At 46.6% G+C, this 26,164-nt stretch carries 27 protein-coding genes; 23 read left to right on the top strand and 4 right to left on the bottom strand.

The genetic code is table 11. The annotated features are described in order from the left end of the window. Nucleotides 1-230 precede the first annotated feature (230 nt). From istA (BLV33_RS08540) to BLV33_RS08515, 7 genes are all read left to right on the top strand, one after another. On the top strand, nt 231-1,766 hold the full coding sequence (gene istA / locus BLV33_RS08540; RefSeq protein WP_090790101.1) for an IS21 family transposase: 1,536 nt from the start codon (nt 231-233) through the stop codon (nt 1,764-1,766). Continuing rightward, nucleotides 1,759-2,526: an IS21-like element helper ATPase IstB gene (gene istB, locus BLV33_RS08535; RefSeq protein WP_171909061.1), complete on the top strand. Its 768-nt coding sequence runs from the start codon at nt 1,759-1,761 to the stop codon at nt 2,524-2,526. The genes istA (BLV33_RS08540) and istB (BLV33_RS08535) overlap by 8 nt, the downstream gene beginning before the upstream one ends. 41 nt (nt 2,527-2,567) lie before the next feature. Continuing rightward, complete coding sequence (locus BLV33_RS08530; RefSeq protein WP_090790098.1) at nt 2,568-3,767, top strand: TniQ family protein; 1,200 nt, start codon at nt 2,568-2,570, stop codon at nt 3,765-3,767. A gap of 103 nt (nt 3,768-3,870) precedes the next feature. After that, nucleotides 3,871-4,629, top strand: coding sequence for an IS21 family transposase (gene istA, locus BLV33_RS29920; protein WP_253187005.1), 759 nt, complete (start codon nt 3,871-3,873; stop codon nt 4,627-4,629). 13 nt (nt 4,630-4,642) lie between these two features. Beyond that, nucleotides 4,643-5,410 (top strand): Mu transposase domain-containing protein, encoded by a 768-nt coding sequence (locus BLV33_RS29915; protein WP_253187004.1) that lies wholly within the window; start codon nt 4,643-4,645, stop codon nt 5,408-5,410. A gap of 2 nt (nt 5,411-5,412) precedes the next feature. Further along, nucleotides 5,413-6,156: an IS21-like element helper ATPase IstB gene (istB, locus tag BLV33_RS08520; protein WP_090790096.1), complete on the top strand. Its 744-nt coding sequence runs from the start codon at nt 5,413-5,415 to the stop codon at nt 6,154-6,156. Between the two features lie 200 nt (nt 6,157-6,356). After that, complete coding sequence (locus BLV33_RS08515) at nt 6,357-6,758, top strand: hypothetical protein (RefSeq protein ID WP_090790094.1); 402 nt, start codon at nt 6,357-6,359, stop codon at nt 6,756-6,758. Between the two features lie 14 nt (nt 6,759-6,772). Here the strand turns inward: BLV33_RS08515 and BLV33_RS29240 are convergent, their stop codons facing one another. Together BLV33_RS29240 and BLV33_RS30420 are read right to left on the bottom strand one after the other, a co-directional pair. Then, nucleotides 6,773-6,922, bottom strand: coding sequence for a hypothetical protein (locus BLV33_RS29240; RefSeq protein ID WP_171909060.1), 150 nt, complete (start codon nt 6,920-6,922; stop codon nt 6,773-6,775). Between the two features lie 8 nt (nt 6,923-6,930). Next, entirely contained in the window at nt 6,931-7,059 is a 129-nt protein-coding gene (locus BLV33_RS30420; protein ID WP_290439047.1) for a hypothetical protein, read from the bottom strand. A gap of 855 nt (nt 7,060-7,914) precedes the next feature. On the opposite strand from BLV33_RS30420, the gene BLV33_RS28725 reads away from it, so the two are divergent. Continuing rightward, nucleotides 7,915-8,139, top strand: a complete 225-nt coding sequence (locus tag BLV33_RS28725) for a hypothetical protein (RefSeq protein ID WP_139305707.1) — start codon at nt 7,915-7,917, stop codon at nt 8,137-8,139. A 55-nt stretch (nt 8,140-8,194) separates the two neighbouring features. On the opposite strand, the gene BLV33_RS08505 is transcribed toward BLV33_RS28725, so the two are convergent. Together BLV33_RS08505 and BLV33_RS08500 are read right to left on the bottom strand one after the other, a co-directional pair. Continuing rightward, the gene (locus tag BLV33_RS08505) at nt 8,195-8,839 is read right to left on the bottom strand and encodes a GntR family transcriptional regulator (RefSeq protein ID WP_090790090.1); all 645 of its coding nucleotides are present in this window, start codon (nt 8,837-8,839) and stop codon (nt 8,195-8,197) included. 292 nt (nt 8,840-9,131) lie between these two features. Beyond that, nucleotides 9,132-10,173 (bottom strand): IS630 family transposase gene (locus BLV33_RS08500; protein WP_216234728.1). Its coding sequence is split into 2 segments (ribosomal slippage): nt 9,132-9,662 and nt 9,664-10,173, totalling 1,041 coding nucleotides; the frame shifts between segments, so codons are not numbered across the junction. Nucleotides 10,174-10,389: 216 nt separating this feature from the next. Here BLV33_RS08500 and BLV33_RS08495 point away from each other — a divergent pair. The 15 genes from BLV33_RS08495 to BLV33_RS08425 all read left to right on the top strand — a co-directional run bounded on the left by BLV33_RS08495 (nt 10,390) and on the right by BLV33_RS08425 (nt 26,117). Continuing rightward, nucleotides 10,390-11,292, top strand: a complete 903-nt coding sequence (locus BLV33_RS08495; RefSeq protein ID WP_090790088.1) for an isoaspartyl peptidase/L-asparaginase — start codon at nt 10,390-10,392, stop codon at nt 11,290-11,292. 76 nt (nt 11,293-11,368) lie between these two features. After that, complete coding sequence (locus tag BLV33_RS08490; RefSeq protein ID WP_090790086.1) at nt 11,369-12,361, top strand: ABC transporter ATP-binding protein; 993 nt, start codon at nt 11,369-11,371, stop codon at nt 12,359-12,361. Further along, nucleotides 12,358-13,320 (top strand): ABC transporter ATP-binding protein, encoded by a 963-nt coding sequence (locus BLV33_RS08485; RefSeq protein ID WP_090790084.1) that lies wholly within the window; start codon nt 12,358-12,360, stop codon nt 13,318-13,320. Before BLV33_RS08490 ends, BLV33_RS08485 begins: the two co-directional genes overlap by 4 nt. Before the next feature lie 16 nt (nt 13,321-13,336). After that, nucleotides 13,337-14,290 (top strand): ABC transporter permease, encoded by a 954-nt coding sequence (locus tag BLV33_RS08480; protein WP_090790082.1) that lies wholly within the window; start codon nt 13,337-13,339, stop codon nt 14,288-14,290. Continuing rightward, entirely contained in the window at nt 14,287-15,192 is a 906-nt protein-coding gene (locus BLV33_RS08475) for an ABC transporter permease (protein WP_090790080.1), read from the top strand. The genes BLV33_RS08480 and BLV33_RS08475 overlap by 4 nt, the downstream gene beginning before the upstream one ends. Before the next feature lie 13 nt (nt 15,193-15,205). Beyond that, nucleotides 15,206-16,600, top strand: a complete 1,395-nt coding sequence (locus BLV33_RS08470) for an amidase (protein WP_090790078.1) — start codon at nt 15,206-15,208, stop codon at nt 16,598-16,600. A 23-nt stretch (nt 16,601-16,623) separates the two neighbouring features. Further along, nucleotides 16,624-17,340 (top strand): creatininase family protein, encoded by a 717-nt coding sequence (locus BLV33_RS08465; RefSeq protein ID WP_090790076.1) that lies wholly within the window; start codon nt 16,624-16,626, stop codon nt 17,338-17,340. Nucleotides 17,341-17,416: 76 nt separating this feature from the next. Continuing rightward, nucleotides 17,417-18,991, top strand: coding sequence for an ABC transporter substrate-binding protein (locus tag BLV33_RS08460; protein WP_090790074.1), 1,575 nt, complete (start codon nt 17,417-17,419; stop codon nt 18,989-18,991). 103 nt (nt 18,992-19,094) lie between these two features. Then, on the top strand, nt 19,095-20,096 hold the full coding sequence (locus tag BLV33_RS08455; RefSeq protein WP_090790072.1) for an asparaginase: 1,002 nt from the start codon (nt 19,095-19,097) through the stop codon (nt 20,094-20,096). 49 nt (nt 20,097-20,145) lie between these two features. Continuing rightward, entirely contained in the window at nt 20,146-21,753 is a 1,608-nt protein-coding gene (locus BLV33_RS08450; RefSeq protein ID WP_090790070.1) for a gamma-glutamyltransferase family protein, read from the top strand. Nucleotides 21,754-21,805: 52 nt separating this feature from the next. Continuing rightward, a complete protein-coding gene (locus BLV33_RS08445) occupies nt 21,806-22,558 on the top strand; it encodes a creatininase family protein (RefSeq protein WP_216234726.1) in 753 nt (250 codons plus the stop codon). A gap of 21 nt (nt 22,559-22,579) precedes the next feature. Then, entirely contained in the window at nt 22,580-23,347 is a 768-nt protein-coding gene (locus tag BLV33_RS08440) for an SDR family NAD(P)-dependent oxidoreductase (protein WP_090790068.1), read from the top strand. An 18-nt stretch (nt 23,348-23,365) separates the two neighbouring features. Beyond that, a complete protein-coding gene (locus tag BLV33_RS08435; protein WP_090790066.1) occupies nt 23,366-24,154 on the top strand; it encodes an SDR family NAD(P)-dependent oxidoreductase in 789 nt (262 codons plus the stop codon). 95 nt (nt 24,155-24,249) lie between these two features. Continuing rightward, on the top strand, nt 24,250-25,068 hold the full coding sequence (locus BLV33_RS08430) for an SDR family NAD(P)-dependent oxidoreductase (RefSeq protein WP_090790065.1): 819 nt from the start codon (nt 24,250-24,252) through the stop codon (nt 25,066-25,068). A gap of 11 nt (nt 25,069-25,079) precedes the next feature. Then, on the top strand, nt 25,080-26,117 hold the full coding sequence (locus tag BLV33_RS08425) for a ketopantoate reductase family protein (protein WP_090790063.1): 1,038 nt from the start codon (nt 25,080-25,082) through the stop codon (nt 26,115-26,117). The last annotated feature ends 47 nt before the right edge of the window (nt 26,118-26,164 follow it).

Genomic DNA, 26,164 nt, shown 5'->3' with positions numbered 1-26,164 from the left:
TAATCAAAATGCAATAAAGAAGTTAGGAGACGTGCGTATTCCGGTGACATCCGGACACCCATTCCGGCAACATCCGGACAGCATTCCGGTAACATCCGGACAGCATTCCGGTAACATCCGGACAGCGTTCCGGTAACATCCGGACGCTCATTCCGGAATGATCCGGACACCTTGTCGAGTTATGAAAATAACAGGTACTCTTTAATCAGACAGATTAAGGAGGCCAATCGATGAGGAGGATGGAAATGTTAAAGGCAAGAGAGATTTTAAGATTAAAACATGAGATTGGCCTTTCCCTGAGAGAAATAGGACAAGCCTGCAACTGCGGAAAGTCCTCGGTTTCCGAAACGTTAGCCCGGGCTGAAAAAGCAGGACTTACATGGCCAATCGAGCTTACAGATAAGCAACTGATGTCCGCTTTGTATCCCCCCGTAGAAAGCAAGACACTCCCCCTCGAACCAGATATGGATTACGTATTTAACGAAATGAAGAAAAAAAACGTCACGCTAATGTTGCTATGGGAAGAGTACAAGAAAAAGAATCCCGCCGGGATCATGTATAGCCAATTCTGTGAACGCTACAGGAACTTTAAAAAACACAATAAGATTTCCATGCACAAAGAACACAAAGCTGGCGAGGAAGTCGAGGTCGACTGGGCAGGAGACACTATGTCCTACGTCGAGCCAGGCACAGGAGAAATAAAGAAGGCCTACCTCTTTGTGGCCGTTCTACCGGCAAGTGCTTATCCTTTTGTTTATGCGTATGGAGACCAGAAAACGCCAAATTGGATCGATGCACATGTGCGGACCTTTGAATATTTCGGTGGCGTTCCGAAAGTAACGATTCCCGACAACACCAAGACGGCTGTGATTAAATCCGATCTGGTCGACCCTGTCCTAAACAAGAGCTACAACGAAATGGCCCGACATTACAGAACAACCCTTGTTCCTGCAAGGGCAGGTAGACCGAAGGATAAGGCGGCAGATGAGAATATGGTAGGCATCGTGTCAAGAAGAATCATCGCTGTCCTGAGAAACACGCAGTTTTTCAGCCTCTATGAGATCAATCAAGCCCTGTCGGAAGAATTAGTAAAGTTGATCCTTCGGCCCTTTCAGAAGATGCAAGGCAATCGATTGACAGCCTTTGAACAGATAGATAAACCCTGCTTACAGCCCCTGCCTGCCACAAAGTACGAATATTCCGACTGGCGAGAAGGCAAGATTCAGTTCAATTACCATATTGAATATGACCGTTTCTTTTACAGTGTTCATTACGCTTATGTCAACCAATCCTGTTCCGTACGAGCGACTACCAGAGTGGTAGAAGTCTATGTCGGCAATGAAAGGATCGCTGCCTACCCAAGAAATTATAACGCATCAAAAAGGTATACAACGCTACCGGAACATATGCCTGAGGAACACAAAGCGGTATCCGGATGGAGCTCAGAGCGTTTCCTTTCATGGGCAGAGAAAACAGGACCCCATACACGTGAGCTGATCAAACAATTGTTGGAGAGCCGGGAATATCCCATGCAGACCTATAGGGCTTGTATGGGAATTATGCGGTTCGGCAAAAGCTATTCTGCCGAAATTATGGAACGTGCCAGCCGGGATGCACTGGATAAGAATACCTGCTCTTTTAAATATTTCAGTATGATCCTCAAACAATTGACGGTACGAGTTACAACCATCAGCGATGAAAAAATCATCCAACATGACAATGTACGGGGAAGCAGTGCTTACACAGGGGGTGGTTTCCGTGCTTAATAACCCCACCATTGAAAAGTTAAAAGATATGAAACTCAAGGTTATGGCTCAAATGCTGGACGAATCTGACGCCTCTTGGAGAGAACTCTCCTTTGAAGAACGACTCGGCCTCATGGTGGAAAAAGAATGGCTATCGAGAAAGAACGCCAGAATTAAAAGGCAATTATACAGTGCTTCTCTAGGGTTGAATGCATGCCTGGAGGATATCGATTATGCCACCGATCGGACCATCGATAAAAAGACCATACAGACTTTGGCTACTTGTGCTTTTATGGAGCAGAAACTGAACATTGTGATCACCGGGAAAACAGGAAGCGGCAAATCTTACCTTGCATGTGCGTTCGGAAATAACGCTTGCCGAAAAGGGTATACCGTCAAATACTACAGAATCCCTGAACTCCTTCTTGAAATCCAAGCGGCTAAAATCGAACACCGGTACACAGCATTTATGAAGCAGTTGCAAGGTGTGAAGCTACTAATTCTGGATGACATCGGCCTTAAGGGATACACATTGGAAGAAAGTCGTGACATCCTGGAAATAACGGAGAGTCGGTATAACAAAGCATCCACATTGATCGCAGGGCAGATGGCCCACTCGAAATGGTATGAATTATTCCCGGATCCAACGACAGCTGACGCCATAATGGACCGAATTATCCACAACTCATATGTCTTATCGTTGGATTCAAAGAAATCCATGCGGGAAGTGATGGCCGAAAAAACAATAAAATCTATTGAAAACAATACTGCATTATCGTAAGATCAAATCACTCGACAAAGTGTCCGGATGTTTCCGGTTTAGTGTCCGGATACTTCCGGAATCGCCGTCCGGATCAGCCGGAATACGCAGGAGACGTTCTAATTAAGGACGTTGATTCTTTTGGCGAAAATAATGGATATAACTTAAAAGGTTTCTTTGGATCTATTCTATACCCAAAAATTATTATGAAAAACAAAGTGAAATACTGTCCCGTGTGCATAAGGGGGAAATATTATCATCGTACAGTCTGGTGTATTACTCCCTTTCATCTATGTATTGAGCATAACGTAATGATGGTAGATCAATGTCCTCAGTGCGGCCATTTAATTAACATGGCAGCATTTACAACTCAAAGATGTGAAATATGTTCATTGAGTTACGAGAGTACAGAGTCTGCTGTGAATCAGAATTTTATTTTTAAGGAGTCCCAGCAACAATTAATTAATAGCATATGGGATAAAGAGAGTTATGTGATTGCAAATTGTAATTTTGATCAGTTTTTCCTACTAGCTTACAAAAGTTTTTACTTGCTTATTGGTGGAATTGATTATACCGCGATGACGAGCGAAAAATTATCATTTTTTTATAATCGTTCCAAGGGTGAAAAAAGCGGATTCAATTTAGCAAATGCACTAGCTAATGTTTATTGGATGTATCTAGAATTTCCAAAACATTTTTTTATCGTACTGGAGGATTTCCTACGTCGCAACAATGGAAGCCAGAGATATGGACGTCTTAAAGCCTTCGAAATCATTTTTGATGATCAGGTTTTTACTTGGATTCAGGAGGCATATAACGACTATTTTCTTGAACAAATTGATGAAGGAAACGTAAGGAAAGATTTTTCAGTGTTTAAAAGGAACCCAGGTTTACTAGCAGATAGACGGAAAGTTCGAAGGGAGGAAGTAAGACAAATTACAGGTATTGCCTATGAAAAACTTCATGAGTTAAATGATTTTAATGAGTTGCAGATTGAAACGAAATATACAAACGGCCAACAAAGATATTTAGTTGAAAAAACAACTCTTGCTGACTACTTGAGCAATAAGCAATCATTGATATCAAAGAAAGAAGTCGGTTTAATTATTGGTGTTATTTCAGATTCCGTTCAAAAAATAGTCGACGCCGGTTATTTAACGCCAATTAGAGTAGCAAATTCTCCTAAAGTAGTGTTTCTGAATACTCCGGAGCAAAATGAGCCATTGTTCCGGAAAGTGAGAGCCACTTCTCCGGTAATATAGAGCCACCCTTCCGGAGATGAGAGCCAGAAAGCGATCTTCCTTGTAGAATGAACGAATGCACTGTCTCACAGCAGTGTAAATCATTCATAAGGAGGTCATTCAAATGACCCCATACCGTGAAATTCTGCGGCTACATAGCCAAGGGATTAGTCAGCGTAACATCGCTGCCAGTTGCGTCTGCTCGCGTAACACCATTTCTAAAATTATTCAACGAGCAGAAGAAATCGGATTGGCGTGGTCGCCCGAAAACGAAATGACCGATGGAGAAATGCGCCAACGCCTCTTTACTGAGGCAGCTCCACCCCCGTCAAGGAAATACCCCGACTACGAATACATCCACAAGGAGATGGCCAAAAGCGGCGTGACACTTAGTTTGCTTTGGAGCGAATATTGTGAAGGTTGTCGGACAAGCCATGAGATCCCACTCATGTATTCTCAGTTCTGCCATCACTACCAGCAATACACGCAAAAGACGAAAGCGACGATGCGGATCTTGCGAAAACCTGGAGAACAGTTGGAGGTGGACTGGGCGGGACAAACGGCATCGATCATCGATAGAGATTCCGGTGAAATGATCGATGTGTATGTTTTTCTAGGCGTGCTTTCCTACAGCCAGTACGCTTATGTAGAGGCTTTTGCATCGCAAAATCAGGAAAGCTGGATCACTGCACATGTTCATATGTATTCCTTTTTCAGCGGAGCCACACGTATGCTGATCCCGGACAATCTCAAGACGGGCGTGGAAAAGGCCTCTTGGTATTCGCCAGTCATTAACAAGACGTACCATGAAATGGCGGAGCATTACAGCACGGCTGTCATCCCGGCCCGTGTTCGTAAACCGAAGGATTATCCCGAATGTTGAGGGATCCGTCGGCGTGGTCTCAACGTGGATCATAGCTGCTTTACGCAAACAACAATGTTTCAGTCTAGTGGAATTGAATCAAGCCATTCGAGAAAAGCTGGATACCTTAAATAACAAACCCTTTCAAAAGAAAGAAGGGAGCAGACGCAGCGTTTTTCTTGCCGAAGAAAAACACTTGCTTTTAATCTTGCCTGCTGCCCCCTACGAGTTGGCGATCTGGAAAATCGCCACAGTCCAATTTAATTATCATATATCTGTGGAGAATATGCACTACTCTACTCCATACGAATATATCAAGCATAAAGTCGATGTTCGTCTTACCCGCAATATCATTGAAGTATTCTTTAACAATCATCGGATATGTTCACATCCGCGGCTTCACGGTCGTCCTGGACAGTACAGTACGGTCGAAGCGCATATGCCGGAGAACCATAAGAAATATATCCAGTGGAACGCCAACCGATTTGTCTCTTGGGCGCAAACGGTCGGTTCCCATACGACCATCACCGTTCAAGCCATCCTTTCTTCCCACAAGGTCGAACAACAAGGGTACAGAAGTTGTATGGCGCTTCTTAAACTGGCTGACAAGTATGGCGTTGCTCGTCTGGAAGCCGCTTGCACAAAGGCATTGTCCTATACGCCCAGACCTAATTTCCAAAGCATTAAAACCATTCTAACCACAGGTCAAGATCGGATGAAAATCCAAGAATCACCATCGCCGGACGCTAATTCTGCTTCTCATGGGTTTACCAGAGGCGCAGATTATTATGGGAGGGAATAGTCATGTTTGATGAAACTACCATGCGTAAACTACAGGAAATGCATCTGGCAGCTATGGCTGATTCGTATCGCAACCAACTACGGGATACAGCTTTTCATGCCCTTTCATTTGAAGAACGGTTTGGACTCCTGGTCGATATGGAATGGGCCAGACGGAAGAACAACCGTTTGTCGGCACTGATTCGAAGTGCTGATCTTCAACAGAGTGATGCCTGCATCGAAAATGTCGAGTATCATGCGGATAGAAAACTAGATCGAACGCAGATCCTTCGCTTGGCAACCGGTGGATATATCCAGGAAAAACACAACATCATTATCATGGGTGCTTCTGGCGCGGGAAAAACGTATTTGGCTTCTGCTTTTGGTATGGCCGCCTGCAGAAACTTTTACCCAGCTAAATACATGCGTTTGCCGGATCTCTTAAATGAGTTGGCTGTTGCACGGGGCGAAGGGGTCTACCAGAAAGTGATCAAGCAATACAAAAAAGTCCCCTTATTAATTTTGGATGAATGGTTGCTTGTTTCTCTGAAAGAGAGCGAAGCTAGAGAATTGCTTGAAATCGTGGAAGCTCGACATCAAAGAGGATCCACCATCTTTTGCTCCCAGTTCTCTCCCGCCGGCTGGCATGGAAAGATCGGAGAAAGTACATTAGCCGATGCTATATTGGACCGAATTGTCCATAATTCTTACACGATTACGATTGATGGAATCGATTCTATGCGCAAACGCAAGGGAATCATCAGCTAACTTATTAAAAAAATCGGGGGAGCCACCTAAACCGGTGGCTCCCCTCTACCAGACGCATGGCTCAATTTTACCGGAGAGCTGGCTCACTACCTAACGGAATGGTGGCTCCGCCACACTGAAATATTCAGTTTCAGATTCAAGAAGTAAATAAGCTAGTTGAGGATTGTCTTGGAGAGATTGGGGAAGAAATAAATCCCTCAATGGTTAGATTTCATAATGTTTTATCTAAGTATGCTAAATATACATTTACGATACTTGAAATTATTGCTTTTACATTGTCTGGACAACTTAAGCCTTTTCGTGTAAGTGGGAATCGAACGTTGGATGACAATTATTATGATGAGGGGCAGCTTAGGGCATGTCTGGAAATTTTAAAGAGAAGAAGACAAGAAGAGAAAGGTCTTTATTTTAATGATGTAATGAAAAAATTAAAAATAGGTGAAAAGAGGTTGTGGAAAATTTTAAGAGAACGGGGTATTGAGGCAGATTTAACTTTAGTCATGAAGGATGGGAGGAAAAGGTACTATTTTAAAGAAGAAACAATTTCTAAAATTAGTGGTTATGTAGATTCCTTAAAAGTTGAATTCGCAAGTAGCTTTTAAATATTTTGATTCATTCATAAATGAAACTGAGTCATTTGTATGAGATTCAATAACACCGGCGTAATCAATGACGCCTCGTCTTGCCATACTTCAATCTTAAGCCAAAACATTATGGCATTATCGAAGTCGGCAGAGGTGCGAAGTGTGCTACCACTTGAGAACATAGATCCTCCTATTTATACTCTTTCTTTTTCTTTGATGGTTGTTGATTAAGTATATTTATTGTACTTCCTTGAGATGTAGCGCTGGAAGGGACAGGTTTCTTCTTTGCATCTTTTTTTGCATCTTTGCCCTTTGTCATTGTATCACCTCCTAGATAATCAGAATAATTCGACAATTTAAAGGAAATTCCTTCCTTATGTAGAATCAAATGTATCAGGAGGGATGTACTTATGTCTACAGTATGAGTATGAAGTAAATTCTTGTAACGTGAGGTGTCGTTAAAAGATTTCCGAGCTTCTGTGTGACTGACTCCCAACCAATAACTCACCAAATTCAAACCGTTGTTTAAAATCATCGTATATCGATTTTATTCGAACCTTCAGAAAATCTGTCATTCCAACGAATTAGTATAAGTGTTGACGATAAAGTTTCGATTGCCTATGCAGATAATAATGGGGTTTTAGCTTAGCTTGCTCAAATAAAATGTTATACATTCTCACTTCTGGCTGTCATCTCAAGAGGACAGTTAACAATTGGCTTAATATTTCTATTTTCCTAGCCATTGGACCAGTTACAAGCCAATTTAAGCCCTGTTAATGCTTTGTGTGTTGTAGTTGCCTGAGAACTCAGAATACCTTAAAAGACCCACGGAAGGCTTGTCAACCCCAAACATAAATATTGCCAGTTAAAATCCCACTATGTGAAGAATAGTCAAACTAAAATAACTTACACAAAAAAACCAGAAAACCCTTGAATTTGCTGGTTTCTTGCACTTCAAAACTTAATGGAATAACCTTAGTTCTTAAAATGGATTTTGAAAATAGAGATTTCATGATGCAATTTAATCCTGAAGTTTATCACATTACAGACCATTATCGTAAGTATCCTTATGTGTTACTTAGATTGGATTTGGTTGATCAGGAGGAACTTAAAAATCATTTTGAGCGGATATGGCGCATGAATGTAACTAAGAAAATGTTGGAGCAAAGATCCAATGAAGATCAATGCGGAAATATCGCTTATTTTAACTTTAACGTTGGAAATATCGATCCTGAATTTAATGAATCTTTTGGATAACAGACGATTGTTCTTCATTTATAAGATTCTTATATGGGCGCTCATTCCAACGGCTTTGGCCCTAGTTGCCTCGGTGGTGATGTCCAAGGAACGACTGAGTTCATCCGTAAAGCATCAACAAGCGATGGGCGGACAAGAATAAGGTCGTATTCCGACATTTCGGATTTAAGCATATCCAACTCGTGTAGATAATCCATTTATGAGCTATAATTTCTGGAAAAAATTCGTCTTCTGGAGCTTTCAATATGTTCGATCATGTACTTTTTTGTATTAACAGGGTCTCTCTTTCCGATTAATTCCACTAGCTTCATATGCTCTGTTTGCATAGAATAAAGGCTTGAGTCTTTCAAATCCCAAAGCAAAACTCGCTGCATAAGGTTGAGGCTATTGGCTACCAGGTTAACCAGCCTGTCATTTTTTGATGCTTTGGCAACAAAAGTATGGAAGTTTAAATTCGTTTTCATGAAAAAGATTTCGTCTCTCTCATCGTCCTTGCTAAATTCAACCATAGCCAGTTGTTCCAATTGTGCAATCATTTGCTTGGACGCATTTGTTGCCGCGAGTTCTGCAGCTCCGCCCTCGAGCATCATTCGAATAACGAACAGATCCTCCAGATCTTTAAGATCAATTCTGCTGACCAAATAACCTTTATGTGGCAAAACCTCAAGCAAACCGTCGTGTTTTAGCGCCGTAAAAGCCTCTCTGACAGGGGTTCTACTAATATGGTAGTTTTGAGCAATCTCTCCTACCGTTAATAATTCGCCTGATTTTATCTTGCCGTATAAAATCATTTCTTTTAGTTTGTAATAGATTTGTTCCGTTAAGGAAGATTTTTCATCCATGCCGACAACCTCTCTTAAATCATAGGTTATTTTTGATTATTGTAACAAAACATAACACATAAAACGAAAATTGTAGAATGGTGTTGTAGAATTTTTTTGTTAATGTTATTATATATAACATAAGCGAAAATCACAGTTTTGAAAAGAATTAATTTCGACAAGTATGTACCTACTATAGAAACATTAGCAATGTAAAATGTAAGTGATATATTACTAATATACTATAAATATATTATGGATGTACTATAGATATATTACTAGTTTGTTACTATATTAGTTGAACCAATGACACTCACATGCGTATGCACAACCGATCAATTATCTTTAGTGGATCTCTCATAATTCTGTCCATAAAGGCTTCAGCATTCTTTCGAATCTGAGATGTCGTGTGGTAAAAGACGTTATTAATGACATCTGCTTTCAGCCACTTCCAGAGGCCTTCAACGAGGTTGAGTTCTGGACTGTACGGAGGGAGAAACACAAGTTCAAGGCGACTCTTTTTCTCTTGTAAGAAACGTACAAGTAACTTGGCATGATGAATACGAGCATTGTCTAATATCATAACGATTTTGCCCGTAGGATAGGCGGCTAAGACTTGCTGAAGGAAGACCAAGAATGCTTCAGCATTGTATTGCTCGTCTTCTTTCCAGACGATTTTACCTTCTGCATAGTCTAGTGTTGCCAGCAGTTTTACACCACGGTGTTTGCCTGTTGTCTTGATGACCCGTTGCTTTCCCTTTGCAAACCACGTCTTCTGAAGCGCCTGGTAATCGCGAATCATACTTTCATCTTCAAACAATAAGTGATCAATTTCGCCGTTCTCGTAATTTTTTTAACCTTGGGAAGATGGTTTCGACAAACAACCGTTGCTTTTCTTCGTCAGCTGCCGCGAGCGTGTAAGTGGGCTTGGTGTAGCTGAGATCCATCCGGTGCATTAATTTCGAGACGCCTCGAATGGAGTATGTTTTGCCAAATTCACGGTTGATGTACTCTCCAATGATTTGCAGAGTCCAGTTAAACTTAGCTGTAAATCCGACGTCGTGAGGGACGAAGTCGGTGATCGTTTTCTTTAATTTCTCTTGTTGCTCCTTGCTGAGTTGCTCAGGAGGCCCGGGGGAAAACTTCATTTGAAGCCCATCCAGCCCCTGCTTGTGGTATTGCCGCAGATAAGTACTAACGGTGCTTTGCTTTCTCCCGATGCTTACGGCGATATCCTCATTCGTTTTACCGAGAAGATGCAATCGTACAGACTGGTATCGCTCAAACATTCGTCTGCTCTTCTCATGCTTTAGCCGTTGCTCCACTTCATACAATTGTTCTTCTACCGGTTTCATCTTGCATCACCCGTCCAATAGTTGATCTTAACCTATTCGACGAGCATTACTTGAAATTCCTTCCAAGTCACTTTAGTTCAACTTATATAGTATACTTCATAGATATATTACTAGTATGTTACTAGTATACTTCAATGAAATAGTTCGCTAACCAGTAAATAATTCAAATGATTTGAGATGCGGGTTATAAGCGAACAACAGGAGGGGGGATAATTCATGTCAACAATCATTGTTCATGGCAGCGTGGAAACAAGTGAGGAAACATCATTTATCGAAGGGTTAAGCAGGGCCGCTTTAAAAGGTTACGCAAAGCTTTTCGAAGGTCGGTTAAATGCGATTGAAGTGGCTGTTAATGAGATGGAAGATAATCCGCTATTTAATGCCGGATTAGGATCCGTATTGAATAGGGACGGTTTCGTGGAAGTGGATGGGTCGATAATGGACGGGGATACTAAAAAGTTCGCGGCCGTAGCTGCGATGCCGCAAACAAGGTATGCGATTAGCGCCGCTTATCGTTTGCTGGAGGAATCCGAGCATGTGATTTTGGCTGGTGCTGGGGCGGCCTTATTCGCCAGAGAAAAAGGAATTCCATTAGATAATTGTATCATTAGCGAGCAGCTAGAGTCATGGAACCTTGCGCGCCAATTACTGGCTGAAGGGAAGAAGCTCGATTTCAGTTTATATACCGGATTAAAGAAAGAAACCGATACTGTGGGCTGCATCGTCTGCGACGATAAAGGAAAGCTGGCTGCAGGCTCTTCTACTGGAGGAGCATTCATGAAATTGCCTGGAAGGGTCGGAGATACTCCGATCATCGGAGGAGGGATTTATGCATCGGAGCAATCTGCCGTTGTTTGTACAGGAAAAGGAGAAGCCTTCATTCAGACGTTAACTGCCAAATTTGTGGACGACCAGATTAGGTCGGGCAAGCATCCCCAGGATGTGGCCGAAGAGGCGATCGAGCGTATGACGCGTTTAACTGGTGAAACAGGCGGCCTGATTGTGATTGATGCCTCCGAGCGTATTGGAATCTCTCACAACTGCAGTTCGTTTCCCGTCATTGTTGTTGTAAACGGCGAAGTTAAAAATATAAAGCCTGTACGATTAAAGACGGTATGAAATAAGATGTTGGAGTTCCGCCCTGCAGTCACACCGGGACATTGTGTTAACTACGAAATGTATTGGAGGTAGGTTCATGACCAATATTTTGGAAATTAAACAGCTCAGGACCCATTTTTTTAACGAAGAACGAACCATTCCGGCCGTTGACGGTGTTGACATTATTGTGAAAAAAGGGGAGACGCTTGGCATTGTTGGAGAATCGGGCTGCGGCAAAAGCGTGACGTCACTAACTCTCATGCGGCTGCTTCCTAAAACAGGGACACGCATTCAAGGCGAGATTCGGTACAAAGGCAAAAACTTATTGGAGCTTTCGGAAGACGAAATGCGCAATATTCGCGGAAACGAGATCGCAATGATCTTTCAGGAACCGATGACCTCCCTCAATCCAGTGTATACGATTGGCTATCAGCTTTGCGAATCGGTGGTGCTACACCGGGGATATTCGAAAAAGCAGGCGCGTGAAAATGCGATTGAAATGCTTAAAAAGGTGCACATTCCACGCGCTGAAAAAATTATCGACGAATATCCTCACCAGCTCTCGGGGGGAATGCGGCAGCGCGTGATGATCGCGATGGCGATGTCCTGTGAACCGGAGCTGTTGATCGCGGATGAGCCGACAACTGCGCTGGATGTCACCATACAAGCCCAAATACTAGACTTGATGCGGGAATTGCGCGATAAGCAAGGCACATCGATCATGCTGATTACGCACGATCTGGGCATTGTAGCCGAGATGTGCGATCGAGTGGTTGTCATGTACGCTGGACAGGTAGTGGAGCAAGCGGACGTTTACACTTTATTTGAAAATCCATCACATCCGTATACCCAGGGTCTCATGAAGTCGATCCCTAAAGTCGATGTGGACCAATACCGTCTTGACTCCATTCCCGGCAACGTCCCTCTGCCCGGCTCGGTCAAGCAAGGCTGCCGTTTTGCCTCTCGGTGTTCGTATGTGGAGTCCAGATGCTTGGAAGATTCGCCTCCGCTGTTCGAGCTCCAGGGGGGGCAGAAAAGCCGCTGCTGGCTGCATGAAGGTACTGCAATGAAGGAGGCTGCGCACGAATGAGTGTATTGCTTGAAGTACAAGGTCTGAAAAAATATTATCCAATTTCCTCCGGCCTCTTCAATAAAACAAGTGGCTATGTAAAAGCGGTCGACGATGTAACATTCTCCGTCAATGAAGGGGAAACTCTTGGGATCGTAGGAGAATCCGGCTGCGGCAAATCGACCACCGGCCGCTCGATTATCCGTCTAACGGAGCCGACGGCGGGAGAAGTCATTTTTCAAGGACAAAACCTTTCCTTGCTGAAAGGGGACGGGCTTCGTAAAATACGCCGGGATATGCAAATCGTGTTCCAGGATCCATTCGCTTCGCTTAATCCGAGAATGACCGTAGGTAACATTTTAGAAGAGCCTTTGAAAATTCACGGACTAGCCGCCGGTGCCGAACGGAAGCAGCGTGTGAAGGAATTGCTTGAAATTGTGGGCCTTTCCGAACACCACTATCACCGTTACCCGCATGAGTTCTCAGGCGGCCAGCGGCAGCGGATCGGCATTGCGCGGGCATTGATTACAAAACCGAAGCTGATTGTGGCGGATGAGCCCGTGTCTGCGTTAGACGTATCTATCCAATCCCAAATTCTCAACCTTATGAAAGATCTGCAAGAGCAGTTCAAACTAACCTATTTGTTCATCTCCCATGATTTGTCCGTGGTACGTCACATCAGCGACCGAGTAGGTGTCATGTACCTAGGCAGTTTGGTGGAGCTGGCGCCCAAGCACGGGCTTTATGAAAATCCTCAGCACCCTTATACGCAAGCCCTGTTATCCGCTTTGCCGCACCCTAATCCGAGGGAAAACCGCGAACGCATTATTATGTCCGGAGAAGTGCCGAGCCCTTCAAACCCGCCTACCGGATGTGCTTTCCATACACGCTGCCGCTTTGCAGAAGAGAGATGTAAGTCGGAGAGGCCCATGCTGAAACAAACGTCGCCTGGACACTGGGTATCTTGTCACATTTATTGATGAAAGGAGAATTGCAATGATATTTATCGTTAGACGGCTGCTATTGGCGGTTCCGGTGCTTTTTATAGTCACAATCTTGGTGTTTTTATTGCTGCACATGCTGCCAGGCGATCCGGCCACGGCCATTCTCGGGCAGGAAGCAACACCGGAGATGGTAGCCGCTTTGCAAAAGCAGCTCGGTCTGGACAAGCCGATAATCGTTCAATATTTCACTTGGCTGGGCGGCGTGCTTCATGGGAATCTCGGGAACTCGCTGATTGACAATTCGCCCGTATCAGGATTGATTATGCAGAGGCTGCCCGTGACGCTGGAGCTGACCTTCGGAACCTTCGTGGTGGCAGTCCTGATTGCGATCCCTGCAGGCATTATTTCCGCCACCCGTCCAGGTAAATGGGCCGATTATGTTAGCACGCTTTTCGCCCTCGGAGGGATGTCCATTCCGCACTTTTGGCTCGGTATGATGCTGATCGTCCTGCTTTCCGTTAAATTGGGGTGGTTGCCAGCATCGGGCTATGTTCCCTTTTTTACCGATCCACTAGCCAATCTTGCGGCGATGATCATGCCGATCATTGCCACGGGGATGCGCGAGTCTGCGGTTTTGATGCGCATGCAGCGAAGCAGTCTGCTTGAGGTAATGAACGCAGATTATATCCGAACCGCATATTCCAAGGGATTGAAAGAACGGACCGTCATATGGGGGCATGCATTGAAAAATTCTTTTACCCCCGTTCTTACGAGCAGCGGAAATATCGTTTCGGGACTCCTTGGCGGTCTTGTCATCACTGAAACCATTTACTCCATTCCGGGGTTTGGACAATTGATTGTCGATTCTATTTTCAAAAGGGACTTTATCACAGTACAGGGAGCGATTTTAGTATCGGCTCTGCTGGTGGTTGTCGTGAATATAACGATTGACATTTTGTACACGATAATTGATCCGCGCATAGCTGAAAGGGGCGGGAAAAAATGAGTCAGTCGGTTCAGCCGGTTGGTGAGAGAGAAGCCGGACTTGCCGTCCGGAAGCATCCCCAACGTCAGTGGCGGCAGTTTTTTAAGCGTTTTGCGCGCAATAAGCTTGCCGTCATCGGAGGGGTCATTTTTGGAGGGTTAGTGCTTATTTCAATTATTGCGCCATGGATCACCACGCATGATCCGCTTTATCAGGATTATTCCTCCGTGCTGAAACCGCCCGGAGGCGGTCATCTTCTGGGTACGGATGATTTGGGACGGGATACGTTTTCCAGGCTGCTGTACGGGGCCCGACTCTCTCTGGAAGCTTCGGTAGTTTCCGTCGGCATTGCGATGCTGATTGGGGTTCCTCTAGGGCTGATCAGTGGTTATTTCCGCGGATTTTGGGATGAGTGGGTTGTGATGCGTGTGGTCGATGCGATGCAGGCGTTTCCTTCCATCATTCTGGCGATGGCAATGGCAGCAGCGCTTGGCGGCGGGTTTACCAACGTGATCGTAGCCATTGGCATCGGCTTTTTCCCGGCATTTGTCCGGATCACGCGCGCGCAAGTGCTCACGGTTCGCAGCCTGGAGTATGTTCAGGCGGCTGAGGCCATCGGAGCCCGCAATCTGCGAATTATGTTTTTGCACGTGCTTCCCAATGTGATGGGTCCGCTGCTGGTGCAGACGACATTAACGATGGCTGCCGCGATCATTGCTGAAGCTGGGTTATCTTATTTGGGGCTTGGCGCAAGGCCGGAGCAGCCGAGCTGGGGAACGATGCTGAAAATTGCGCAGGGCTATCTGAACACCGATCCGCTGCTTGCATTATGGCCCGGAATTGCCATTTTCTTAGTTGTGCTTGGCTTTAACCTGCTGGGAGACGGAATCCGCGAAGTTCTGGATCCGAAATTGAAACGGTAACGGGGGGTTGTGAATGAAAAGTACGATGGATGATGTCTTGTTTTTATCAATATCCGAAGTAGCCGCCTTGTATCGCTCCAAGGAAATTTCGCCTGTTGAGGTCGTAAAGCTTGTATTGCGGCGGATGGAAGAATGGGAGCCTCGACTGAATGCATTTATCTCCGTGTTGGGCGAGCAAGTATTGGATGCGGCCCAAAAGGCGGAACGGGCTTTCTTACAGCATGATAATGTCCCGATTTTGACAGGTATTCCATACTCGGCGAAAGATTTGTTCTATACGGAACATGTCAAGACAACCTGCGGCTCGAGAATATATGGCGATTTTATACCAACGTATACAGCGACGGCCGTTGAAAAATTGGAGGCGTCAGGCGCGATTCTCTTTGGCAAAACCAACATGCTCGAGTTTGCCTATGGCGCGGTGCACCCCGACTATGGTCAATGCAACAATCCGTGGGATACAACCCGAACGGCCGGCGGATCGAGCAGCGGCAGTGCTGCTGCGGTTGCCGCAGGCATCGGATACGGCTCGATCGGGACAGATACGGGAGGTTCCATTCGCATTCCGGCTTCTTACTGCGGAGTGGTCGGACTGAAACCGACGTATGGGCTGGTCAGCGCGTTCGGCGTGTTTCCACTCTCTTGGTCTTTGGATCATGCAGGACCTATCACGCGTTCCGTACAAGATGCTGCGGTCTTTCTGGATGCGATGGCCGGTTATGACCCGCGCGACCAGTTTTCCGACCCTAAGCTTTCGAAACCCGCTTCTTATGCGGCAGGACTAGACCGGGAGCTTGCCGGCACACGGATCGGGATTTTACCGAAGGCATTATTGGATCACGGAACCGAGGAAGTAAAAAGCGTTTTTAATCAAGCGCTGCAATGTCTTTCGGAAGCAGGCTGCGAAATTGTGGAGGTGGATATGCCGGGACTTTCTTCGGCGGAAGAGAATCTGATGAAAATCATGCTGCCGGAAGCCAGTTATGTTCATCGGAAGTGGCTGGACCGTGAGAAAGATTATGCCGTGGCCACCTATCTGCAACTGCAGCAGGGCATTTCCCAGACAGCTTTTGATTATCTGGATGGACTCGAAGCAATGCATGCCTTCAAAAGGGAGGTGCATCATGTATTTGACCGTGTCGACGCCATCGTGACGCCTACAGTCGCTTTTCCTGCGCCGGAAGAAGACCCGGCAATGGGCGACGATTCGCATAACGAAGTCTTTTTTACGGCGCCTTTTAATTTAAGCGGTCATCCCGCCATTTCCATCAACGGCGGATTTACGGAAGAAGGGTTGCCGATTGGGCTGCAATTTGTCGGCAAATATTTTGGCGAAGCGGATATCCTTTCAATCGCCCATGCTTATGAGCGTAAAAATCCGTTAACCAGACGCCCTGTATTATCCTGAAATAAGAGAGGAGAGAACAAACGATGTACATGATGGATTTGAACATGACTACTTTTCAAGAGCTGCAAAACAAAGTGAATACGGTTCTCCTGCCCATCGGCATGATCGAGGCGCACGGACCGCACTGCTCACTCGGCACGGACATCTTAATTCCCAGGGAGTTTGTCAAAAGATTGGATCCCATGATTGGGGAAAAGGTGCTGATGGCGCCGGAAATTCCGTACGGCCATTCGTTCGGCCTGGCACCGTTCCCCGGGACTATTGATGTTTCGGGTGAAGCATTCGCCCAGTATGTTTTGGGAATTGGTAAAGGGTTCCTCCACAATGGGTTCCAAAATATCATCTTGTTTAACGGACATGGCGGCAATGCGGCCAGCTTGAACCTAGTTTCTGAGAAGTTGGCGGATGCGGGGGTGACGGTACTGACCATCAATTGGTGGCTGGATTACCGGGATACGATTGTAACGATCGCTCCGGATACAGGACATGCGGGGGAGGATGAAACCTCCACCATGATGGCGATCGATGAAGCCTATGTCGACTTGAATAATGTCGGCCGGCATACGATTCCTGTACCCCGTAATCTGAAATTTCCAAACCTGGGCAAGAAAGCCTACCCTGAAGCCTACTCCGGCGATGCAGCCTCGGCAACGGTTGAAAAAGGGGAACGAATTTATAAGGCGCTCCTGCCTTTGATCGTCCATGACATTGAAACGATGTGGGCTTTCGCGGATCGCTAAGCAAGCGCATGAAAGTAATAAGATGGCAATCAATATTCAACCTTTTAAAAAAAAATAATTAGTGGAGGGTTTAACAATGAGAAAAAACATCAAGTGGATCGCCAATTTAGCGATAGCGTCCTCTTTGCTGCTAACGGTAATAGGATGTTCCGCCGGTACCGCCAAGCAGACAACAGCAGACAGCACGAGCACGAGTGCGAGTACTGCCAGCAGTGCACCGAAAACAGGAGGCACGTTAAACATCTCGCTGCAAGCGGACCCTGTGACGCTGGATCCCAGCGCTTCAGCTGTCTTTTATGAACGACAAATCTATCAAAGCATTTACGACAAGCTGGTCGATTTAGACGCTTCTGGTAACATTGTGCCGATGCTGGCCGAAAAATGGAGTGTGTCGGGCGATAAAAAAACGTATACGCTCAATCTGCGTCAAGGGGTCAAATTCCAGGATGGAACCGACTTTAACGCCGAAGCTGTCAAGTTTAACTTTGAGCGCAATAAGCAAGACACTTCCCCGCGTAAAAACGAGCTGAAATTTGTGAATAAAGTAACGGTGGTAGATACGAATACGGTGCAGATCGAGCTTACACAGCCATTTTCCGCCTTTCTCTCCATTTTAACAGACCGTTCGGGCATGATGGTATCGCCGGATGCGGTAAAAAAATATGGCAAAGACTTTACATCGAATCCGGTGGGTACAGGACCTTTTAAGTTTAGTAAATACACCCGAGGATCATCGCTTATCCTGGAAAAGAACCCGAATTATTGGCAGCAGGGCTTGCCGAAGCTCGACCAGGTCGTCTTTAAAATCTTTCCGGACCCGAATGTCGCATTTATCAATTTGAAGAGCGGTGCCGTCGACATGACCGACTCGTTTCCTTTCAAGGAAATTGCCAATATGAAAAGCGACCCTAAATCTCTTGTCATTAACGAAGCGGGTCAAGGGTTTGTCGGATTTCATATGAATTTGAATAAAGCACCTTTCGATAAGGTGGAACTGCGTCAGGCTGTTGATCTGTTGATTGATCGGGATGCCATTGTCAACGTGGTGTTGAACGGTGCGGCTATTCCGGCGCATTCGCCTTTTGTCCCTTCACATTTTGCTTATGGCGCCAGTGATAAAGCTGCAAAGCCTGACTTAGCAAAGGCTAAAGAGCTTCTGAATAAGGCAGGCGTACCGAACGGATTCTCCTTTACACTGCAGTATATCCAAAATCAGACGTTCCAGCAGGTTGTCCAAATGATTCAAGGGATGCTTAAGCCGGCCGGCATCAATGTCACTCTGGAAGCCCTTGACGCCACTGCGAATCAGGATCATCTGGTTAAAACGAATTTCGAGGCGATTCTGGCTACGTGGAGCGGACGACCTGACCCGGACCAAAATGCTTACGATTATAACATAACAGGCGGCTTTTTAAACTATTCCAAATACAGCAATCCGGAAGTCGACAAACTTCTCAATGCATCCCGTACTGAGGATGATCTAGCCAAGCGCAAAGTGATTTACGAAAATGTGATGAAAACGATCAATACGGATATCCCTTATGTTTTTCTGTATCATCCTAATTATGTTTTCGGACTTTCAAAGGCGGTTCAAGGCTATAAGTACGTACCCGACGGCATGATCCGCACCGTTAATATGAGTAAAAATTAAGGATATCAGGAAGTATGATGGCCCGGCGCCGGATGTGTCTATCACATGCAAACTGCGTCGGGTTGTTTATGCCAACACCATTAAAATTAAAGGAGTTTGAGCTATGTCTGCAACACAGCTTATTCATGTGTATAGAGGTCCACTAATTGAAAGCAATCATTACGGCCATGTCGCCGTGGTGGATTTGAAAGGAAACGTGCTGCACGGTTTAGGCGACCCCCGCCATGTGACGTTTGTCCGCTCATCCTCTAAGCCGCTGCAGGCTATTCCGGTTGTGGAATCGGGAGCTGCCGATCGTTATCTTTTTACATCGGCTGATCTCGCGCTTTGTTGCGCTTCCCACAGTGGAGAGGAGAGGCACACGGATCGGGTAGCGGATCTTCTGGCGCGTATCGGCGTTTCGGAGGAGGCTTTACAGTGCGGAATTCATGCACCGCGCGATGAGGAAAATTACAAGAAGCTAATACGTTCAGGCGGAGAATTAACGCCGATCTACAACAACTGCTCAGGTAAACATTCTGGTATGCTCGCATTGGCAAGCCATCTTGGAGCGGACCTGGAGAGTTACCGCCAAGTCGACCATCCGGTGCAAGTGATGATGCGGGCTGCGGTGGCGGATATGGCGGGCATGAATTCAGAGGATATCGTGATCGGCGTTGACGGCTGCGGCGTGCCGGTATTTGGGCTGCCACTGAATCGTTTAGCCTTAGCGTTTGCCAAATTGTCCGACCCGTCAGAGCTGCCTGAGCCCCGCCGCCAAACGCTGGAGCGAATTGCCTCGGCAATGATGGAGCATCCGGAAATGGTCGGCGGAAAGGACCGGTTCTGTACCGACTTAATGACTGCTTTAAAAGGACGGATCGTAGGAAAAGCGGGTGCTGAGGGCGTTTACGCCGCTGGCATTATCGGTCAAGGAATCGGCATTGCGGTTAAGGTAGAGGACGGGAACGCCCGGGCCGCATATCCTACCGTTGTCGCCATTCTTGAGCAGCTAGGCTATTTGACTGAAACCGACTTGAAGGCTCTTGAGCCTCATCATACACCTTTGATTCGCAATGCGCGTGAAGAGATTATCGGCAGGCTCCAAGCCGCATTTTCGCTGTAAGTTATTTGCAGTAGCTTCATATTAAAGCCTATCGAAGGAGTCTGAAAACATGGAGTACGATTCGAGTTATTATCCTTACCCATCCAGAAGAAAAGTTCAATTCGCGAAAAATGGCATGGTGGCTACGTCACAGCCGTTGGCTGCGGAGGCGGGGCTTGAGATTTTAAAAAAAGGCGGCAATGCCATAGATGCAGCCATCGCCACCGCTGCTTGTTTAACGGTGGTAGAGCCTACAGCCAACGGCATCGGATCGGATGCATTTGCTCTGGTTTGGACCCAAGGCAAGCTGCATGGATTAAATGCGAGCGGACCGGCCCCGGGAAGCATATCCATTGAAGCCCTGAATAAAGCTGGTTACTCGGAAATGCCATTATACGGACTCGTTCCCGTGACGGTTCCCGGAGCTCCTGCCGCTTGGGCGGAATTGTCCGAACGGTTCGGGAAGCTTCCGTTGACGGAAGTTCTGCGGCCTGCGATTGAATATGCACGCAACGGTTTTCCGATTTCCTCGAATCTGGGAAACATGTGGAGCGAAGCATTCGATAAATATAAGCAGGAGTTAAAGGGACCTGAGTTTGCCGGCTGGTTTGAGACGTTCGCGCCGCAGGGCAGAGCGCCGAGCATCGGCGAAATGTGGAGCTCGAAAGCGCACGCGGAAACATTGAAGCTTATCGCGGAAACGAAAGCTGACGCCTTTTACCGTGGGGAATTGGCAGAGAAAATCGACGCATTTTTCAAGCGGCATGGAGGTTTTCTTGCAAAAGAGGACCTGGCGGGTTATAAGCCGGAATGGGTAGAGCCGATTAAGGTGAATTACCGGGGATACGATGTGTGGGAAATTCCACCCAACGGTCAAGGAATCGTCGCGCTCATGGCCCTAAATATTTTAAAAGGCTTCGAATTTACGTCCAAGGATTGTCCGGATACGTATCATAAGCAGATCGAGGCGATGAAGCTTGCATTTGAGGACGGAAAGAAATATATTACCGACCCCGCCAAAATGAAAGTTTCGGTCGATGATTTGCTCTCGGACGAGTATGCGGAAGAGAGAAGAAAAAAGATCGGAAAGCAGGCGCTGCTCCCGGAGCCGGGAAGCCTGCCCAAAGGCGGGACTGTCTATTTGGCTACAGCAGACGGGGAAGGCAACATGGTTTCCTTTATCCAAAGCAATTATGCGGGGTTTGGGTCCGGCATCGTCATCCCGGGTACGGGCATCAGTCTGCAAAACCGCGGCAGAAACTTTTCGTTAGATCCAGCGCATGACAACTGCCTGGAGCCCGGTAAGAAAACCTATCATACGATAATCCCCGGTTTCCTGACGAAGGATAATCAACCTGTCGGGCCGTTTGGGGTTATGGGCGCATTTATGCAGCCTCAAGGTCATGTGCAGGTTATTATGAACACCATCGATTTTCATTTAAACCCCCAGGCGTCGTTGGATGCGCCAAGGTGGCAGTGGATGGAAGGAAAGACGGTGGAATTGGAGCACTCGGTTCCGGAGCACATTGCGGAAGCTCTGCGAAGAATGGGACATCAGGTGAAGTGGGGCGTAGGCTCAACCGGATTCGGCAGGGGGCAAATCATTTGGAGAAATGGTGACGGCGTTTTAGAGGGAGGAACGGAACCTAGAACGGACGGAGCCGTGAGCGTGTGGTAAACAAGAATCACGGCCTCGGCTTCTGAATCAACAGGCGAAAGGGGAAACGAAAATGGCTTATATTGGATCAAAAATGACGGGCTACCAGTACAATGAGGCAAATATCGACAAGGTTATATTCGGAGTCGGCGCGTTCGAAAACCATGGGTATCATATGCCGTTCGGCACGGATACACTCATTTCCAACGGGTTGGCGGAAAGGGTTGCTGAACGGGTCAACGGCCTGATGGTCCTTCCCCCGATTAATTACGGCTTCAGCGCCCATTACAACAAGCTTCCGTTTGTCGTCAGCCTGCAGCCTGAAACGATCACGTCGATCATTAAAGAAGTGCTTCAAGAAGTGATCCGCAACGGAATTAAAAAAATCATTATCATTAACGGACACGACGGAAATATCGCTCCGATCGAATTGGCAGCGCGGGCGGTAAAAGTCCAGTACCCGGATGTGGTGATCGCCAGCTTAAACGACTGGTGGGTGGCTGCGGGGAAAATGATTCCCGAGAATACATTTGAGGTTTGGAACGGTTTGGGGCATGCAGGCGAGGGCGAAACCTCGATGGGGCTTGCTTTGTTTCCCGAATTGATGCAAATGGAGCATGCCAAAGGCGTCGTTCCGGAGCTACCGGAGCATGTTGAAATCAAATGGCGCTTTGAAGAGCTGACGGATACCGGAGCCAGTGGAGATCCGAGCAAAGGTACGGTGGAAAAAGGAAAGCTGCTTGAGAAAACCGTCGTCGATGTGTTGGTTAATTTCATCGAAGAGATGGATAAAAACAATTGGAAATACGGCTTGGCCCTTAAGTAAACGGCAGAAAGGATGAGCTGATTGTTTACACTAGAAGGAAAGACAGCGATTGTAACGGGTTCCGGACGCGGAATCGGCAAAGGCATCGCCGAAATGCTGGCATCATTGGGCGCGAATATGGCGATTACCGATATCGATGAACAGATTTCGCAAAAGACGGCCGATCTTATACGTTCCCAAGGCTTTAAAGCGATATCGGTGCCAGGCGATGTCACACAACTGGCCGATGTGAAACGAGTTGTTAAGAAAACGGCAGAGGAATTTGGTTCGGTCGATATTTTGGTGAATAACGCCGGAATTATGGGTCTTCAATCATTTACGGACATCACCTTGGACGAATGGAACCGGATGCTGCAGGTTCATTTAACCGGAAGCTTTCTGTTTTCGCAGGAAACGATTCCATACATGAAACAGAATAACGGCGGAAAAATCATTAACATCGCATCCAATTGGGGTCAGCGCGGAGAAGCAGGCTCTGTTCATTATTCGGCGGTTAAAGCCGGTATTATCGGGTTTACCAAGGCGCTGGCGCGCGAAATGGCTCCTCACGGGATTTTGGTCAATGCGGTTGCGCCGGGTCCGATTGAGACTGACATGATTGAGGAGGAAGCGCGTCATCTGCATACAACGGCAGATCAGATCCGCAGCAATTTGACTTCGAAAATTCCGTTGCAACGGTTAGGAACAGTCCGGGATGTGGCTGTCAGCATCGCTTTTCTGGCCGGGGAGACGGGCAATTTTTATTGCGGACAAGTATTATCGCCAAATGGCGGAGAAGTGATGATGTAGTCCGGGAGGCTATTTTACATGCAATTAAAAGACAAAATATCGATTATTACAGGCGCTGGTTCAGGTATTGGTCGGTCCTCCGCGCTGCTCTTCGCCAAGGAAGGCGCGACTGTTGTCGTCGCCGATCTGAACGAGCAAGCGGGAATGGAAACGGTGGAGCTGATTCGCAGTCAAGACGGGCAAGCAACGTTTCAACAAACGGACGTGACGAATGCGACAGATATGAACCGTTTAATCGATACCGTTCATCGTCAATTCGGAAAAATCGATATCATGTTTAATAATGCCGGGCTTGAATATTTTACTACGATAGCCGATACGACCGAAGAAGAATGGGACAGGACGATCAATACGAATCTTAAAGGAGTTTTCCTAGGCCTGAAGTTTGTTCTGCCGATCATGAAGGCCCAAGGCTCAGGCAGCATTATCAACATGGCTTCCGTTGCTGGTCTTGCCGCGTGGCCTGGCTTAGGCGTCTATTCGGCGGCTAAAGGCGGGGTCATCCTTCTTAGTAAAGCGGCTGCAGCCGAGTACGGCAAATTTGGCATTCGGGTGAACAGCCTATGTCCGGGTTCGATTCGAACGCCACTGCTGGAAGAGCAGTTCTTAGGTAAAATGGATGACCCGGCAGCTGCGGAAGCCCAATTGAGAAATCATTATCCGCTCAATCGTTTAGGAAATCCCGATGAAGTGGCCAGCGCCGCCGTTTTCTTGGCCAGCGACTCCGCTTCCTTTATTACAGGACAAGCATTAGGCGTCGATGGAGGATTGTCCTCCTTTGTCGGAGATCTGATTTCTATCAAATAAAGGAGATGAAACTGATCTCCTTTATTTCTCATCTAGGCCCGAAAAAACAACTATACTCATTCGAAGCTGTAAAAAAAGACATGCGGAGGTCATTTATGGTTAAAAATGTTAAAAGTGGACATTCCATCAGTTTCCATGGCAAGGTCGTCATTGTATCTGGGGCCGGCCATGGTTTTGGGAAAACAATTTGCAAGGAGTTTGCGAAATGCGGCGCTTCCGTTTATGGAACCGACGTGAGCGGTAAAGAGCTGGATGAGACGAAACAGGAAATTGATGAGCTGATCCGGGCGGAACAAACGGGGGGGCAGATTGAAGTAGGCGCCTTCAATTTGACCGACCCGGCGGAAGTACGGCAGCTGTTAAGCAAGGTTATGCAAACGTATCAGGGTGTGCACATTCTGGTCAACAACGCGGGCGGGGTTGTTGGACAAGTCCATCAGCCCGTAGATCAAGTGACGGACGAGCAGTGGGAGCAAGTTGTCAATATTAATTTAAAAGCGGTATTTTATATGATTCGCGAAGTTGCTCCAATCATGAAGAAGCAACAATACGGCCGCATCGTCAACATTTCCAGCGGGGCGGGAAGAAGCTTCAGCTTGACCGGCATTCAAGCCTATACGAGCGCCAAGGCTGGGCAGATTGGACTGACGAGGCAGATGGCCCGGGAATTGGGGGCTTACGGGATTACTGTAAACAATGTAGCACCCGGTTTTGTGTTGTCCAATCCTTCGACAACGAAGCAATGGGATGCGATGCAGGAGGAGAAACAGAAGCAACTGCTGGATGCCATCTCGCTGCACCGGCTGGGCCAAGCTGAAGAAATCGCTTATCCCGTCGTGTTCCTCGCATCCGATTACGCTAGCTACATTAACGGACAAGTTATTTCCGTTGACGGCGGGCATCACATGTTTTAAGGAGGTTATCCATGGAAATTGCGATCATCGGATCAGGAGCTATCGGCGGTGTATTGGGCGCGTATTTGACAAGGGCTGGCGAGCAAGTCGTATTTTGTGATATCGTGAAAGAGCATGTCGATTATATAAATGGAACCGGGCTTACGATTGAAGGTGAGGAAGCCTTTACAGTTCAGGGTGAAGCCTATACGCCCGAACATTTATTGCAACGTGGGAAACCTTTGGATATGGTTTTTCTTTGTGTGAAGGGACAGCATACCGAAACGGCCATGAGGCAAATCATGCCTTTGCTGACGGAGCAGTCCGCGGTTGTCTCCTTTCAAAACGGTCTGTGCGAAAACATCATTTCCGAACTGATTGGAAAAGAGCGGACAATCGGCTGTTTTGTTAATTTTTCGGCGGATTATTTAGAGCCTGGACGAATTTTATACGGTGGCGTTTCTTCGTTGTTTCTTGGAGAATTGGACGGAACGATTTCCGAACGGATACTCGACTTGCAAAGAAGGCTGGCGTGCTGGGGACCCGTAAACGTAACAGATAACATTTGGGGCTACCTGTGGGGCAAGCTGTCTTATATTGCTTTGCTGTATGCCACGGCTTTGGCGGATGAAGCGATGGCCGACGTGGTCAGAAACCGGGACCTGCGTGAAGTGTTGATGGAGCTGTGCTCGGAAGTGCTGGAGGTCGCTGAGAAAGAAAACGTTTGTCCCATGGGCTTTGACGACTGGGAACCAGCGCTTGTGTATCCCCGCGGTCAAAGGAATAGTATGGCTTTGGATGCTCAGTTGGAGAAATTGAGCGAGCGCATGGCTACAAACAAAAAAACAAAAAGCGGCATTTGGCGCGACCTTGCAGTTCGCAAGCGGAAAACGGAATTAGAGTTTCAACTGAAGCCTATTCTTGATATCGGGTTGAAATATGGTTTAACGCTCCCGCTTGTTTCTCATGTCACTCGGTTCATCAGAGAACTGGAAAACGGGGAAAGAGTAATGGATTGGAAAAACTTATATGACTTAAAAGCGGTTTATGACGAAAGACGAAGCAAATGATCATGAAGGCGGAAATGACGGTCTTCTTGATCCACAGAGGTTGACTG

The sequence above is a fragment of the Paenibacillus sp. GP183 genome, from assembly GCF_900104695.1.
Lineage (GTDB): Bacteria > Bacillota > Bacilli > Paenibacillales > NBRC-103111 > Paenibacillus_AI.
This window is presented reverse-complemented; position numbering and strand designations above follow the sequence as displayed.

Coding starts and splice junctions, on each gene's coding strand:
- BLV33_RS29240 (WP_171909060.1), bottom strand. CDS start 6,922: ATGTTCTCAAGTGGTAGCACACTTCGCACCTCTGCCGACTTCGATAAT.
- BLV33_RS08470 (WP_090790078.1), top strand. CDS start 15,206: ATGAAAAGTACGATGGATGATGTCTTGTTTTTATCAATATCCGAAGTA.
- istA (WP_090790101.1), top strand. CDS start 231: ATGAGGAGGATGGAAATGTTAAAGGCAAGAGAGATTTTAAGATTAAAA.
- BLV33_RS08480 (WP_090790082.1), top strand. CDS start 13,337: ATGATATTTATCGTTAGACGGCTGCTATTGGCGGTTCCGGTGCTTTTT.
- BLV33_RS08485 (WP_090790084.1), top strand. CDS start 12,358: ATGAGTGTATTGCTTGAAGTACAAGGTCTGAAAAAATATTATCCAATT.
- BLV33_RS08505 (WP_090790090.1), bottom strand. CDS start 8,839: ATGGATGAAAAATCTTCCTTAACGGAACAAATCTATTACAAACTAAAA.
- BLV33_RS08430 (WP_090790065.1), top strand. CDS start 24,250: ATGGTTAAAAATGTTAAAAGTGGACATTCCATCAGTTTCCATGGCAAG.
- BLV33_RS08465 (WP_090790076.1), top strand. CDS start 16,624: ATGTACATGATGGATTTGAACATGACTACTTTTCAAGAGCTGCAAAAC.
- BLV33_RS08435 (WP_090790066.1), top strand. CDS start 23,366: ATGCAATTAAAAGACAAAATATCGATTATTACAGGCGCTGGTTCAGGT.
- BLV33_RS30420 (WP_290439047.1), bottom strand. CDS start 7,059: ATGACAAAGGGCAAAGATGCAAAAAAAGATGCAAAGAAGAAACCTGTC.
- BLV33_RS08450 (WP_090790070.1), top strand. CDS start 20,146: ATGGAGTACGATTCGAGTTATTATCCTTACCCATCCAGAAGAAAAGTT.
- BLV33_RS08515 (WP_090790094.1), top strand. CDS start 6,357: ATGGTTAGATTTCATAATGTTTTATCTAAGTATGCTAAATATACATTT.
- istA (WP_253187005.1), top strand. CDS start 3,871: ATGACCCCATACCGTGAAATTCTGCGGCTACATAGCCAAGGGATTAGT.
- BLV33_RS28725 (WP_139305707.1), top strand. CDS start 7,915: ATGAAGATCAATGCGGAAATATCGCTTATTTTAACTTTAACGTTGGAA.
- BLV33_RS08495 (WP_090790088.1), top strand. CDS start 10,390: ATGTCAACAATCATTGTTCATGGCAGCGTGGAAACAAGTGAGGAAACA.
- BLV33_RS08475 (WP_090790080.1), top strand. CDS start 14,287: ATGAGTCAGTCGGTTCAGCCGGTTGGTGAGAGAGAAGCCGGACTTGCC.
- BLV33_RS08455 (WP_090790072.1), top strand. CDS start 19,095: ATGTCTGCAACACAGCTTATTCATGTGTATAGAGGTCCACTAATTGAA.
- istB (WP_090790096.1), top strand. CDS start 5,413: ATGTTTGATGAAACTACCATGCGTAAACTACAGGAAATGCATCTGGCA.
- BLV33_RS08425 (WP_090790063.1), top strand. CDS start 25,080: ATGGAAATTGCGATCATCGGATCAGGAGCTATCGGCGGTGTATTGGGC.
- BLV33_RS08490 (WP_090790086.1), top strand. CDS start 11,369: ATGACCAATATTTTGGAAATTAAACAGCTCAGGACCCATTTTTTTAAC.
- BLV33_RS08460 (WP_090790074.1), top strand. CDS start 17,417: ATGAGAAAAAACATCAAGTGGATCGCCAATTTAGCGATAGCGTCCTCT.
- BLV33_RS08445 (WP_216234726.1), top strand. CDS start 21,806: ATGGCTTATATTGGATCAAAAATGACGGGCTACCAGTACAATGAGGCA.